This window comes from Pseudomonas sp. F(2018) (genome assembly GCF_005508865.1).
GTDB lineage: Bacteria > Pseudomonadota > Gammaproteobacteria > Pseudomonadales > Pseudomonadaceae > Aquipseudomonas.
This window is the reverse complement of the sequence record NZ_SCOM01000001.1, coordinates 852,337-866,100: the sequence shown is the minus strand read 5'-3', so window position 1 is coordinate 866,100 and position 13,764 is coordinate 852,337. Positions and strand designations below refer to the sequence as shown.

The following is a 13,764-nucleotide window of genomic DNA, read 5'->3' as shown; positions in this document are numbered from 1 at the left end:
CTGACGCTACCCTTGCCTGGCGCACCCGCCATAAGGAAGTCCCATGAGTCTGTCGCTGCTGAACCGCTATGCCTTCTTCGCGTTCTGCCTGCTGTTCACCCTGCTCAGCCTGCCCTTTGTCGGCGCCCATGAGTGGCTGTGGGCGCTGACCCTGCTCGGCGGCGTGCTCAGCCTGGTCGGCATCAACGACCTGCTGCAGACGCGCCAGGCGGTGCGGCGCAACTACCCGATCCTCGGCAACATCCGCTACCTGGTGGAGAGCATCCGCCCGGAGATCCGCCAGTACCTGCTGGAGGCCGACGGCGACAAGCTGCCCTTCTCCCGCGCCCAGCGTTCGCTGGTGTATGCGCGAGCCAAGAACGAGGGCGCCGACAAGCCCTTCGGCACCCTGAGCGACGTGTACCAGAGCGGCTTCGAGTTCATCGGCCACTCCATGCTGCCGGCCGACCACTGCGATCCCGCCACCTTCCGCGTCAGCGTCGGCGGGCCGCAGTGCACGCAGCCCTACTCGGCCTCGGTGTTCAACATCTCGGCGATGAGCTTCGGCTCGCTCAGCGCCAACGCCATCCGCGCGCTCAACCAGGGCGCCCAGCTCGGCGGCTTCTACCACGACACCGGCGAGGGCAGCATCAGCCCCTACCACCGCGAACATGGTGGCGACCTGGTGTGGGAACTGGGCAGCGGCTATTTCGGCTGCCGTGGCGAGGACGGCCGCTTCGACCCCGCACGCTTCGCCGAACAGGCCGCCAGCGCGCAGGTGAAGATGATCGAGATCAAGCTGTCGCAGGGCGCCAAGCCCGGCCACGGCGGCATCCTGCCCAAACACAAGGTGACCGAGGAAATCTCCCTGACCCGCGGCGTGCCGATGGGCCAGGACTGCATCTCGCCGGCGCGCCACAGCGCCTTCGCAACGCCCATCGAGCTGCTGCAGTTCATCGCCCGGCTGCGCGAGCTGTCCGGCGGCAAGCCGGTGGGTTTCAAGCTGTGCCTGGGCCACCCCTGGGAGTTCATGAGCATCGCCAAGGCCATGCTGCAGACCGGCATCCTGCCCGACTTCATCGTCATCGACGGCAAGGAAGGCGGCACCGGCGCGGCGCCGCTGGAGTTCACCGACCATATCGGCGTGCCGCTTCGCGAGGGCCTGCTGCTGGTGCACAACACCCTGGTCGGCATCAACCTGCGCGACAAGATCCGCCTCGGTGCCAGCGGCAAGATCGTCAGCGCCTTCGACATCGCCAGCGTCATGGCCCTGGGCGCCGACTGGGCCAACTCGGCGCGCGGCTTCATGTTCGCCATCGGCTGCATCCAGTCGCAGTCCTGCCACACCAACAAGTGCCCGACCGGCGTGGCCACCCAGGACCGCCTGCGCCAGCGCGCCCTGGTGGTGCCGGACAAGGCTCAGCGGGTGCACAACTTCCACCGCAACACCATGAAGGGCCTGGCCGAGATGATCGCCGCCGCCGGCCTCAGCCATCCCTCGCAGATCGAGGCCAAGCACCTGGTGCGGCGCATGTCGGCCAGCGAGATCAAGCTGTACTCGCAGCTGCACGTGTTCCTCAAGCCCGGCGAGCTGCTCGATGGCCGCATCGACGGCGAGTTCTACCGGCGCATGTGGGCCATGGCGCGGGCCGACAGCTTCGCGCCGAGCGCGACTTCGTAGTCAGCTAAGGCTTCATTACACTGCGGCCCTTCCTCTCGCGAAAGGCCGCCGCCCATGCGCACCCTGTACCAGTTCCCGATCTCCCACTACTGCGAGAAGACCCGCTGGCACCTGGACCACAAGGGCCTCGACTACCGGGTGGACAACCTTTTCCCCGGCATCCATCGGCTGAAGAGCAAGCGCCTGGCCGATATCGTCACCCTGCCGATCCTGCGTGACGGCGAGCAGGTGGTGGGCGACTCCACCGCCATTGCCCTGCACCTGGAGCAACGCTACCCCGAGCAGCCGCTGCTGCCGCAGGACGCCGAGCAGCGCGTGCAGATCCTGGAGCTGGAAGAGCGCTTCGACCGCCTCGGCGTACACGTGCGCCGCTGGCTGTACGGCCAGATCGAGGACTGGAGCACGGTGATGCACGCCATGCTCAAGGTCTACCGGCCCTGGTTCGGCCTGCGTGACCTGATGAAGCCGCTGCTGATCGACGGGGTGAAGAAGCTCTACGGCATCCGCCCGGACCGGGTGGCCAAGTCCCGCGAGGAGCTGCTGGCCGGCCTCGACCTGATCGAGCAGCTCACCGGCGGCGATCCGGCGCGCTACCTGGTCGGCGAGCAGCTGAGCCTGGCCGACGTGGCGGCTGCCGCGCTGTACGGCCCGCTGTTCACCCCGGCCGGCACGCCCTGGGAACACATCGCCGGCCATGGCCGGGAGACCCAGGAATTCCTCGACCAGCTGTTCGCCCGCCCCGCCGGGCAATGGGTGCTGCGCCGCTACGCGGAAGATCGCCAGCGTCGCGCCTGAAGGCTTATTCGCTCCAAGGGTCGTAACTGCCCACGCTCCACAGCTGGCCCTCCAGATCGCGGCAGGTGAAGCCACGGCCGCCGTATTCCTCGTCCTTGATCGGGATGAGGATCTCGCCGCCGGCGCGTTGCACCCGAGCGTAGGCGCCGTCGACATCCTCCAGCAGCAGATAGATGCCCTGGGTATTGCCGCCGATCTGGCGCGGATCGCGCAGGTTGCCGGCGTATTCGCCGTCGCGCAGGGTGCCGAGCATCAGCATGCCGTTGCCGTGCAGCAGCTGGGCGTGGTGGATGCTGCCGTCCTCGCCCGGCACGCGCAGCTGCTCGCGCAGGCCGAACACCTCGCCCAGCCAGGCGATGGCGGCCGGGGCGTCGCGATACAGCACGCAGGGAATGAGGCTGGAACCCTTGTCCATGGTCGTTCTCCTTGAGGGGGTTGCCGCGACAGTCAAGCAGGGTTGACCGCGGCGCGCCGCCGCCCGTTCGCGCCAGCCGACGAACAGCCGCCGGCAGGGCAGAAAGCGCTCTGGAACGGGCGATAAAAAGCCATGCGGCGCCCACGGCGAACTACGCTTGAAACAAGAGCAGGCATCCAGGCCAGTCGATCATGGGCGCACTTTGGCAATCGGACGCACCCCAGACTGCGCTCCCCGTGAGCGACCCGGAAGCGCTTTACACCCAGAATCCCCCGCCACGCCGGCGCAAGCTGAAAACCCTGCTGTGGATAAGCCTGTTCGGCGTGGTCGTGCTGCTCGGCCTGGCCGTCCATCGCGAGATCGAAACCGCCTATTTCCAGGCCCGCCAGTTTAGCCAGTTCGCCAGCGAGCTGAGCTACAGCCTGCAACCCGGCCCCAGCGAGGATATCGCCTTCCCCGCCGACGGGCCGTTCGACAAGCGCCTGGGCTACGCCCACCTGCCACTGCTGCTGGAGCGCCTGCAGCAGCGGCATTTCCTGATCACCGCCCAGGTCCAGCAGTCTCCGGCCCTGCTGGCCTATGGCGAACACGGCTTCTTTCCGCCGTTCAGCGAGAAGGTGCAAGCCGGCCTGGCCATCAGCGATTGCCGTGGCGAGCCGCTGTATCTGTTCCATTATCCGCAGCAGCTGTATCCGCGCTTCGCCGACATCCCGCCGCTGGTGGTGAACAGCCTGCTGTTCATCGAGAACCGCCACCTGCTTGACCAGGACCAGCCGCGCGCTAACCCGGCGGTGGACTGGCCGCGCTTCGTCAAGGCGGCGCTGTCGCAGGTGGGCAAGAGCTTCGCCATCCAGGAGCAGTCGGCCGGCGGCAGCACCCTGGCCACCCAGCTGGAGAAATACCGCCACTCGCCGGACGGCCTGACCCTGTCGGCCATGGAGAAGCTACGGCAGATGATCTCCGCCAGCGTGCGCGCCTATCGCGCAGGGCCGGAGACCTTCGCCGCGCGCCAACAGATAGTGCGCGACTACCTCAACAGCGTGCCGCTCTCCGCCGCCCCCGGCCACGGCGAGGTGCACGGCCTGGCCGATGGTCTGCGGGTGTGGTTCGGCGCCGACTTCGCGCGGGTCAACGCCCTGCTCGACCCGGCGCGCACGCCGGTGGCCAGCAGCGCCGAGCGTGGCCTGGCGCTGCGCCAGGTGCTGGCGCTGATGATCGCCCAGCGCCGCCCCTCCTATTACCTGGCCCAGGGCCGCAAGGAGCTGGAGGCGCTGACCGATAGCCATATCCGCGTGCTGGCCAATGGCGGCGTGATTAGCTGGGCCCTGCGCGATGCGGCGCTGGCGCAGAAGCTGCGCTTCCGCGACCTGGAACAACACCCGGCGATCCAGCCGGTGCAGGGCAACAAGGGCATCAGCGTGGCCCGCTCGCGGCTGTCCAGCCTGCTCAACATGCCGCTGTACGACCTCGACCGCCTCGACCTGGCCGCCAGCAGCACCCTCAACGGCCCGCTGCAGGACCAGGTCAGCGCCTACCTGCGGCGCCTGGCCGACCCCGAGTTCGCCGGGCAGATCGGCCTGTATGGCGAGCGCCTGCTGTCGCCGGAGAAGACCGCCGACGTGCGCTACAGCTTCACCCTGTTCGAGCGCAGCCCGGATGGTGCGCGGGTGCGGGTGCAGACCGACAGCACCGACCAGCCCTTCGACATCAACGAGGGCAGCAAGCTGGAGCTGGGCTCTACCGCCAAGCTGCGGGTGCTGACCACTTACCTGGAAGTGATCGCCGAGCTGCATGCCCGCTACGCCGGGCAGAGCCCCGAGGTGCTGCGCAAGATCGAGGTGGCACCGCAGGATCACCTGAGCCGCTGGATGCTCGATCAGCTGATCGCCAAGCCCGAGCAGAATCTGCGCGACACCCTGGAGGCGGCGCTGGAGCGCAAGTACTCGGCCAGCCCCTACGAGACCTTCTTCACCGGCGGCGGCGCGCACACCTTCGGCAACTTCAAGCGCGAGGACAACGCGCGCATTCCCACCCTGCGCGAGGCCCTGCGCGAGTCGATCAACCTGCCCTTCATCCGCCTGCTGCGCGACCTGGTGCGTTACAGCACCTACCACGGCGAGAGCAGCAGCGCCGCCCTGCTGCAGGACGACAAGCACCCGCTGCGCGAGGGCTACCTCAAACGTTTTGCCGACCGCGAGGGCACCACCTTCCTCCTGCGTTTCTGGCGCAAGTACCAGGGCCAGAGCGCCCAGGAGCGCCTGGACACCTTCCTCGAGGGCCTGCGACCCACCGCCGTGCGCCTGGCCGCCGTGCACCGCTACCTGATGCCGGAGGTGGACGAGGCGACCTTCGCCGCGTTCGTCCACGCCCACGCCAACGTCAAAACCGAGAAGCTGACCGAGAAGAAGCTGCACAGCCTGTACCTGGACTACGGCCCCGGCGCCTGGAGCCTGCCGGACCAGGGCTACATCGCCCGCGTGCACCCGCTGGAGCTGTGGCTGCTGGGCTACCTGATCGAGCAGCCGCAGGCGACCTTCAAGGACGCCGTGGCGGCCAGCGCCGAGGAGCGCCAGGAGGTCTACGGCTGGCTGTTCAAGACCCGCCACAAGAGCGCCCGCGACAGCCGCATCCGCACCCTGCTGGAAGTCGAGGCCTTCCTCGATATCCACCAGCGCTGGCAGCGCCTGGGTTACCCGTTCGAACACCTGGTGCCGTCGCTGGCCACCGCCATCGGCAGCTCAGGCGACCGCCCGGCGGCGCTGGCAGAGCTGATGGGCATCATCCAGAACGATGGCATCCGCCAGCCCAGCGTGCGCATCGACCGCCTGCATTTCGCCGCGGACACGCCCTACGAGACGCTGCTGCAGCAGAACAGCCAGCGTGGCGAGCGGGTACTACCCTCGGAAGTGGCGGCGGCGCTGCGTGGCGCCCTGTCCCAGGTGGTCGAGGCCGGCACCGCGCGGCGCCTGCATGGCAGCTTCCAGCTGGCCGACGGCACGCCGCTGGTGCTCGGCGGCAAGACCGGCACCGGCGACAACCGCATCGAGAGCACCACCCGCGGCGGCCATGTGCTGAGCTCGCGGGCGATCAACCGCACGGCGACCTTCGTCTTCTACCTGGGCCCGCGCCACTTCGGCACCCTCACCGCCTTCGTCCCGGGCCAGGCGGCGGAAGGTTTCCGCTTCACCTCGGCGCTACCGGTGCAGGTGCTCAAGGGCATGGCGCCGATCCTCACGCCTTACCTGGAGCCAGACAGCCACACCGGCTGCGGCGTGCCGCCGGCACCCTCCCGCGTGCGCCTGCTGTAGTTTCCTGCGGACACAAAAAAGCCGATGCAGAGGCATCGGCTTTTTCTGACGCGACTCGGCTTATTCGGCCTTGGCCTTCTCGGCGGCGTCCTTGATCAGGGTCTGCAGCTCACCCTTCTCGAACATCTCGGTCATGATGTCGCTGCCGCCGACCAGCTCTCCGGCCACCCACAGCTGCGGGAAGGTCGGCCAGTTGGCGTACTTGGGCAGGTTGGCGCGGATTTCCGGGTTCTGCAGGATGTCCACGTAGGCGAACTTCTCGCCACAGGCCATCACCACCTGCGCGGCGCGGGACGAGAAACCGCACTGCGGCGCGTTCGGCGAGCCTTTCATGTACAGCAGGATGGTGTTGTTGGCGATCTGCTCTTTGATGGTATCGATAATATCCACGACTCACCTCGTCTGAACTTCCCCGGACCAGCGCCGGGCGGGATGGCGCGATTGTAACCGAAAAACCCAGCAGCGGGCTCGGGGATGGCGCGGCACTCCCTGGCGAGCCGCCGGATGGCTAGACTGGACGGCAGGCGACGGCGGGAGTCGAGGGCGATGCAGTGAAGTGGCTGATCAAGGCGATGACCATGTTGTGCCTGTGCGGCTGCGCGCAAGGCACTGTCGCCGAGACCTTCAGGGTGGGCTTCTACGATTATCCGCCGATGATGATCGAGAACCGCAGGCGCGGCATCTACCAGGACATCCTCGATGAACTGGCCAAACTCACCGGCGACCGCTTCGACGTGCAGTACTACCCCTACCCGCGCATCGGCCTGCTGTTCAACGAAGGGCAGCTGGACATCGAGCCCGGCGTCTATCCCGGCTGGGTGCAGAACCAGGCGACACCGGGCGTGTTCTCGGTGCCCTTCGGCCAGGTAGTGGATGTGCTGGCGTTCGCCCCGCACAAGGCCTTTCCGGTCAAGCAGCCCGAGGACCTGCGCGGCAAATCGGTGGGCATGGTGCGCGGCTACGCCTATCCCGAGCTGGCGGCGCTGGTCGCCTCGGGACAGATCGACCGACGCAATGGCCTGAACGAACAGCAGCTACTGAGCATGCTGGCCAAAGCGCGCTTCGATCAGATCATCGTCAACAAGGCCATCGCCCAATACCACAGGCGCGAAGTGCCGGAGTACCGCCGCCTCGAGATCGGCGATGTGATCAGCTCATACGACGTGAGCATGCGCGTCCACCCCAGGCATGCGGCCTGGCTGAACAAGCTGGACGCGGCGATCGTCCAGCTCAAGCAGCGCGGCATCATCGAAGAGATCTACGCCCGCTACGGCGTTCATCTCTGACCCGCCAGCGCTAGGCGGCTTCCACCCGCACAGGCACCCCGTTCAGCGCCGCGTTGCCGGACACCGCGTCGAGCTGGCGGTCGTCGGTCAGGTCGTTGGCACTGGCCCCCGGCTGGGCGCTGGCGATGCCCATCTGCACGCCAGGCCGCGCATGGCCCCAGCCATGCGGCAGGCTGACCACGCCGGGCATCATCTCGTCGCTGGCCACCGCCTCCACTTCGATCTCGCCGACCCGCGACTGCACGCGCACGCGCTGGCCGTCACTCAGACCTCTGCCGGCCATATCCTGCGGGTGCATCAGCAGCTGATGCCGCGGTTTGCCCTTCACCAGACGCTGGTAGTTGTGCATCCAGGAGTTGTTGCTGCGCACATGGCGGCGGCCGATCAGCACCAGCTCACCCTCGGCCGGCAGCGGCTGGGCGGCGAAGCGCGCCAGGTCGGCGACCAGCAGTTCCGGCGCGGCCTCGATGGCCTTGGACTCGGTCTTCAGCCGCGCCGCCAGGTTCGGCTTGAGCGGCCCCAGGTCGATGCCATGGGGTGCGTCGCGCAGCGCCGCCAGGCTGAGCTTGTGCTCGGACTTGTCGCCATAGGGGCCGAAGCGCAGGCCCAGGTCGATCATCTGCTGCGGCGGCATGGTCGGCTTGAGCTCGGTGCCGTTCTTGGCGGCGAAGGCCTTGGCCAGACCGACGAAGATCTCCCAGTCGTCCAGCGCGCCTTCCGGCTTGGCCAGCACCGGCTCGTTGAAGCGGGTGACGTTGCGCACGGCGAACACGTTGAAGGTGGTGTCGTAATGATCGTGCTCCAGCGGCGCGGTGGGCGGCAGGATCAGGTCGGCGTGGCGGGTGGTCTCGTTGATGTACAGATCGACCGAGACCATGAAGTCCAGCCCGTCCAGCGCCTGCTCCAGCTGGCGGCCGTTGGGCGTGGACAGTACCGGGTTGCCGGCCACCGTGACCAGCGCGCGGATCTGCCCCTCGCCGGGGGTGAGCATTTCCTCGGCCAGCGCCGCCACCGGCAGCTCGCCGCCATATTCCGGCAGGCCGGAGACGCGGCTCTGCCAGACGTTGAAGTGGCCGCCCGAAGTGGTCGCCACCAGGTCCAGCGCCGGGCTGGTGCACAGGGTGCCGCCGACCCGGTCGAGGTTGCCGGTGACCAGGTTGATCAGCTGGATCAGCCAGTGGCACAGGCTGCCGTAGGCCTGGGTGGACACGCCCATGCGGCCGTAGCACACCGCCGACTCGGCGGCGGCGAAGTCGCGGGCCAGCTGGCGGATGTCCTCGGCCGGCACGCCGCAGCGGGAGCTCATGACTTCGGCGGTAAATGGGGCCACGGCCTCCTTCACCTGCTCCAGGCCATTGACCGGCAACGGGCCCTCACGGGTCAGGCCCTCGTCGAACAGGGTGTTGAGCAGGCCGAGCAGCAGCGCCGCGTCGTTACCCGGGCGCACGAAGATGTGCTGGTCGGCCATGGCCGCCGTCTCGCTACGCCGTGGGTCGACCACCACCAGCTTGCCGCCGCGGGCCTTGAGCGCTTTCAGGCGCTTCTCCACGTCGGGCACGGTCATGATGCTGCCGTTGGAGGCCAGCGGGTTGCCGCCGAGGATCAGCATGAACTGGGTATGGTCGATGTCCGGGATCGGCAGCAGCAGGCCGTGGCCGTACATCAGGTAGCTGGTCAGGTGATGCGGCAGCTGGTCCACCGAGGTGGCGGAGAAGCGGTTGCGCGTCTTCAGCTGACCGAGGAAGTAGTTGCTGTGGGTCATCAGCCCGTAGTTGTGCACGCTGGGATTGCCCTGGTACACGGCCACGGCGTTCTTGCCGTGCTCGGCCTGGATAGCCGAGAAGCGCTCGGCGACCAGCTCGAAGGCCTCGTCCCAGGCAATCGGCTGCCACTGGCCATTGACCTTGCGCAGCGGCTGACGCACCCGGTCCGGGTCGTTCTGGATGTCCTGCAGCGCCACCGCCTTGGGGCAGATATGGCCACGGCTGAACGTGTCCAGGGCGTCGCCCTTGATCGACAGGATCTGGCGGCTGCCGTCGTCGCGGTCTTCGGTTTCGATGGTCAGGCCGCAGATGGCCTCACACAGGTGACAAGCACGGTGATGGAGGGTCTTGGTCATGGCCTAGCCTCTGTTGTTCTGATCGAGACGACCGGTCTAGTCGCATGGGCCTGACTATGGCGGCTGCAGCCGGGCTTGGCCAGCGGCCTTCACTTTATGAATCGACGGCCATCATGCCTACCGATTCAGGCCTGCACCGAAGAACTGGAATCTCTACCAGGCAAACGGCAGGATTGCTCCGGGTCGCCTTCCGACCCCAGACAAAAATAACGAGCAAGGAGCACCATCATAAGCATGAAGAAACTCATCGTTGCCGCTGCAATGATGCTGGCCAGCATCGACGCCAGTGCTGCTAACCGCTATGCGGTTATTTCGGACAGCATTTTCACCCAGGCCTATGGCACTACCCGCCCTAGCAAGATGGCTTTCAACCTGGTCAGCGCCAAGATCGACGCCATCGTCCATGTCATCGGCTCCCCTGGCGCCACGGTCGCTCCACAGGGCGGCCACCTCGGAGCCGTCGATATGCTCGACGCTATCGAGTTCATCAGTGGCCGCGGCGGCATGGATGGCGTTTTCATCCAGGTTTCCACCAATGACCATGGCCTGGGCGTACCGCTGGAAACCTACAAGAGCAGCCTGCGCACGCTGGTCTCCGGCATCCAGTCCAAAGGGCTAGGCGTGATGTGCATAAAGCCGATCTGGAAATTCAACCAGGACGTGTCGAATGCCGTCGGCTTGAAGCTTTCCCACTATCAGCAGGCGATGACTGACGTCTGTGCCGAGTATGGCGCGGCCACTCTCACCTTCAACGCCACCTCTGCCGACTTCGTGGAGGGTGTGCACCTGAACGAGGCCGGGCATAGCAAATTCGCAGAGTGGTTCATCAATGTAGGAGCCTATCTGGGCGCCTGGAAACGCATCTAGGTCGCTCCGACCAGCGCCCCGCAGGCCCGGCCATGGCACAGAGTGCATGGTGGGGCCTGCCCCCATTATCGGTATCCAATCGGTACACCCGGTGGCCGCAACACCCTGAAACCCGCACCATTCTTGAGTCGTGTTGGCAGGCTGCGACATTTCCTTATAAGATCGCGCCTCCCCCATTTGTCGCCCTCTCGCGGCTCCAGCCGTTGTGTGGGCTGCTTTTCCCCTGAAAAACGGGGCCGCGACAGTTGTCGAATTAAGGTAGTGAACAAGATGAGCGCCAGGCACTTTCTCTCGTTGATGGACTTCAGCCCGCAGGAACTGAGCGGCCTGATTCGTCGAGCCATCGAGCTGAAGGACCTGCGCCGACGCGGCGTGCTGTTCGAGCCGCTGAAGAGCCGGGTGCTGGGCATGATCTTCGAGAAGGCCTCCACCCGTACCCGCCTGTCGTTTGAAGCCGGCATGATCCAGCTCGGCGGCCAGGCCATCTTCCTCTCCCCGCGCGATACCCAGCTGGGCCGCGGCGAGCCGATCGGCGATACCGCCATCGTCATGTCCAGCATGCTCGACGTGGTGATGATCCGCACCTACGCCCACAGCAACCTCACCGAGTTCGCCGCGCACAGCAGCGTGCCGGTGATCAACGGCCTGTCCGACGACCTGCACCCCTGCCAGCTGCTGGCCGACATGCAGACCTTCGAGGAGGCCCGCGGCAGTATCAAGGGCAAGACCGTGGCCTGGGTCGGCGACGGCAACAACATGTGCAACACCTACCTGGAAGCCGCCGTGCAGTTCGACTTCCAGCTGCGCATCGCCTGCCCCGAGGGTTACGAGCCGAAGGCCGAGTTCCTCAAGGCCGCCGGCGACCGCGTGCGCATCGTCCGCGATCCGAAGGAAGCGGTGGCCGGCGCCCACCTGGTCAGCACCGACGTGTGGACCTCCATGGGCCAGGAAGAGGAAAGCGCCAAGCGCCTCAAGCTGTTCGCCCCCTACCAGGTCAACCGCGCCCTGCTCGACGCCGCTGACCCGAGCGTGATCTTCCTGCACTGCCTGCCCGCCCACCGTGGCGAGGAGATCAGCGAAGATCTGCTCGACGATTCGCGCTCGCTGGCCTGGCAGCAGGCCGAGAACCGCCTGCATGCGCAGAAGGCGCTGATGGAAATGCTGGTCGCCCCGGGTTGCCGTCCGGCATGAGCGAACTGCTGCTGTCGCTGCGCGACCTGGCCTGCGGTTACCACGAACACCGCATCGTGCAGTCGCTCGACCTGCACCTGAACGCCGGCGACATCGGCTGCCTGCTCGGCCCCTCGGGCTGTGGCAAGACCACCACCCTGCGCGCCATCGCCGGTTTCGAGACGGTGCTGCAGGGCGAGATCGAGCTGGGCGGCGAAGTGATCTCCCGCGCCGGTTTCACCCTGGCCCCGGAGAAACGCCGCATCGGCATGGTGTTTCAGGACTACGCCCTGTTCCCGCACCTGTCGGTGGCGGACAACGTGGCCTTCGGTATCCGCAAACACCCGCAGCGCGACAGGATCACCGCCGAGCTGCTGGAGCTGGTCAAGCTCAGCCAGCTGGGCAAACGCTTCCCCCACGAGCTTTCCGGCGGCCAGCAACAGCGCGTGGCCCTGGCCCGCGCGCTGGCACCGGAACCGCAGCTGCTGCTGCTCGACGAGCCCTTCTCCAACCTCGACGGCGAGCTGCGCCGGCGCCTCAGCCACGAGGTGCGCGATATCCTCAAGGCGCGCGGCACCAGCGCCATCCTGGTTACCCACGACCAGGAAGAGGCCTTCGCCGTCAGCGACCATGTCGGCGTGTTCAAGGATGGCCGGCTAGAGCAGTGGGACACGCCCTACAACCTGTACCACGAGCCGCTGACGCCCTTCGTCGCCAGCTTCGTCGGCCAGGGCTACTTCATCCGCGGCCAGCTGCAGAGCCCGGACACGGTGCAGACCGAGCTGGGCAGCATCCGCGGCAACCGCGCCTACACCCTGGCGCCCGGCAGCGCGGTGGACGTGCTGCTACGCCCGGACGACATCGTCTACGCACCGGACAGCGCCCTGCAGGCGCAGATCGTCGGCAAGACCTTCCTCGGGGCCGCCACCCTGTACCGCCTGCAACTGCCCACCGGCACCCAGCTGGAGGCGATCTTCCCCAGCCATGCCGACCACGCGCCGGGGCAACAGGTCGGCATCCGCGTCGCCGCCGATCACCTGGTCGTGTTCGCCGCCCAGGGCAGCGTGGCCGCCCAGGTCAGCCTGGGTGAGTCCGGCGTACGCCGCCACAGCAGCAGCTGATCGTCGAATCCGCTTTCCGCAGCGTAGGAAATTAGAGAGCGCCCAGCCGTAGGGCGGGTGAAACCCGCGCGCATGTGGCGGGTTTCGCGGGTTACACCCGCCCTACACAGGCTTCAAACAAACAGCTTGCCGCTGGCCACCAGCACGGCCTGGCCGGCGATCTTCACCCGCTCGCCTTCCAGCCGGCAGTGCAGCTCGCCACCACGGGCCGAGCACTGATAGGCACGCAGCTCGCTCTTGTCCAGGCGCTCGGCCCAGTACGGCACGAGGATGCAGTGGGTGGATCCGGTGACCGGGTCCTCGTCGATGCCGATGCCTGGGGCGAAATAGCGCGAGACGAAGTCATGCTCGCGGCCCTGGGCCGTGACGATCACACCCAGGCCCGGCAGTTTCGCCAGCGCCGCCAGGTCCGGCTTGCACTCGCGTACCGCCTGCTCCGACTCCAGCACCACCAGCAGCTCCTTACCACCCTGCACCGCCAGGACCCTCTGCCCGAGAATAGCCGCCACCTCGGCCGCCATCTCCACCGGTTCCAGCCACATGGCCGGGAAATCCAGCACCAGCCGGCCACTCTCGCGACTCACCGCCAGCGCACCGGACATGCACACGAACTGCAGCCGCTCGCCCGGCTCGCCATACAGCTCGAACAGCGCATGGGCCGTGGCCAGGGTGGCGTGGCCGCACAGCGGCACTTCGCATGCCGGGGTGAACCAGCGAATCCGCCAGCCCGCGCCCTCGCGCACGGTGAAGGCCGTCTCGGCCTGGTTGTGCTCGGCGGCGATGCGCTGCATCAACTCGTCCTCCAGCCAGGCGTCGAGCCGATAGACCACGGCCGGGTTGCCGCGAAACGGTCGGTCGGTGAAGGCGTCGATCTGGTGGAATTCGAGTGACATGTGGCGCTCCCTGGCATTTGGTCTTGAGGTCGCCAGCATGCCGCGCCCCACGCCCGGCGACCCGATACAGTCGGGGCCGATTGCGCCATTACAGCTGCACTGTCTCAAGGCGTCGCGAGCGAGCGCGGTG

The 13,764-nt window shown here is 67.0% G+C and carries 11 protein-coding genes; 7 read left to right on the top strand and 4 right to left on the bottom strand.

Annotated features, from left to right (window positions below):
• Window positions 1–43: 43 nt before the first annotated feature.
• Entirely contained in the window at window positions 44–1,660 is a 1,617-nt protein-coding gene (locus tag FFS62_RS04285; RefSeq protein WP_137971562.1) for an FMN-binding glutamate synthase family protein, read from the top strand.
• A 54-nt stretch (window positions 1,661–1,714) separates the two neighbouring features.
• Window positions 1,715–2,455 carry a glutathione S-transferase family protein gene (locus tag FFS62_RS04280; RefSeq protein WP_137971561.1) on the top strand — a complete coding sequence of 247 codons (741 nt, stop codon included), beginning with the start codon at window positions 1,715–1,717 and terminating at the stop codon, window positions 2,453–2,455.
• A gap of 4 nt (window positions 2,456–2,459) precedes the next feature.
• On the opposite strand, the gene FFS62_RS04275 is transcribed toward FFS62_RS04280, so the two are convergent.
• Window positions 2,460–2,870 carry a VOC family protein gene (locus tag FFS62_RS04275; RefSeq protein ID WP_137971560.1) on the bottom strand — a complete coding sequence of 137 codons (411 nt, stop codon included), beginning with the start codon at window positions 2,868–2,870 and terminating at the stop codon, window positions 2,460–2,462.
• A 191-nt stretch (window positions 2,871–3,061) separates the two neighbouring features.
• On the opposite strand from FFS62_RS04275, the gene FFS62_RS04270 reads away from it, so the two are divergent.
• Window positions 3,062–6,178 carry a transglycosylase domain-containing protein gene (locus tag FFS62_RS04270; RefSeq protein WP_137971559.1) on the top strand — a complete coding sequence of 1,039 codons (3,117 nt, stop codon included), beginning with the start codon at window positions 3,062–3,064 and terminating at the stop codon, window positions 6,176–6,178.
• 60 nt (window positions 6,179–6,238) lie between these two features.
• Here the strand turns inward: FFS62_RS04270 and grxD are convergent, their stop codons facing one another.
• A complete protein-coding gene (grxD, locus tag FFS62_RS04265) occupies window positions 6,239–6,568 on the bottom strand; it encodes a Grx4 family monothiol glutaredoxin (RefSeq protein ID WP_137971558.1) in 330 nt (109 codons plus the stop codon).
• Window positions 6,569–6,729: 161 nt separating this feature from the next.
• On the opposite strand from grxD, the gene FFS62_RS04260 reads away from it, so the two are divergent.
• On the top strand, window positions 6,730–7,464 hold the full coding sequence (locus FFS62_RS04260; RefSeq protein ID WP_137971557.1) for an ABC transporter substrate-binding protein: 735 nt from the start codon (window positions 6,730–6,732) through the stop codon (window positions 7,462–7,464).
• A gap of 10 nt (window positions 7,465–7,474) precedes the next feature.
• Here FFS62_RS04260 and FFS62_RS04255 read toward each other — a convergent pair whose 3' ends face one another.
• Window positions 7,475–9,583 carry a molybdopterin oxidoreductase family protein gene (locus FFS62_RS04255; RefSeq protein ID WP_137971556.1) on the bottom strand — a complete coding sequence of 703 codons (2,109 nt, stop codon included), beginning with the start codon at window positions 9,581–9,583 and terminating at the stop codon, window positions 7,475–7,477.
• 234 nt (window positions 9,584–9,817) lie between these two features.
• Here FFS62_RS04255 and FFS62_RS04250 point away from each other — a divergent pair, with 234 nt between their 5' ends.
• From FFS62_RS04250 to FFS62_RS04240, 3 genes are all read left to right on the top strand, one after another.
• Window positions 9,818–10,450 carry an SGNH/GDSL hydrolase family protein gene (locus FFS62_RS04250; RefSeq protein WP_137971555.1) on the top strand — a complete coding sequence of 211 codons (633 nt, stop codon included), beginning with the start codon at window positions 9,818–9,820 and terminating at the stop codon, window positions 10,448–10,450.
• A gap of 270 nt (window positions 10,451–10,720) precedes the next feature.
• Window positions 10,721–11,641, top strand: coding sequence for an ornithine carbamoyltransferase (gene argF, locus FFS62_RS04245; protein ID WP_137971554.1), 921 nt, complete (start codon window positions 10,721–10,723; stop codon window positions 11,639–11,641).
• Complete coding sequence (locus FFS62_RS04240) at window positions 11,638–12,741, top strand: ABC transporter ATP-binding protein (RefSeq protein ID WP_137971553.1); 1,104 nt, start codon at window positions 11,638–11,640, stop codon at window positions 12,739–12,741. Before argF ends, FFS62_RS04240 begins: the two co-directional genes overlap by 4 nt.
• A 113-nt stretch (window positions 12,742–12,854) precedes the next feature.
• Here FFS62_RS04240 and FFS62_RS04235 read toward each other — a convergent pair whose 3' ends face one another.
• Entirely contained in the window at window positions 12,855–13,634 is a 780-nt protein-coding gene (locus tag FFS62_RS04235) for a PhzF family phenazine biosynthesis protein (protein WP_137971552.1), read from the bottom strand.
• Window positions 13,635–13,764 lie beyond the last annotated feature (130 nt).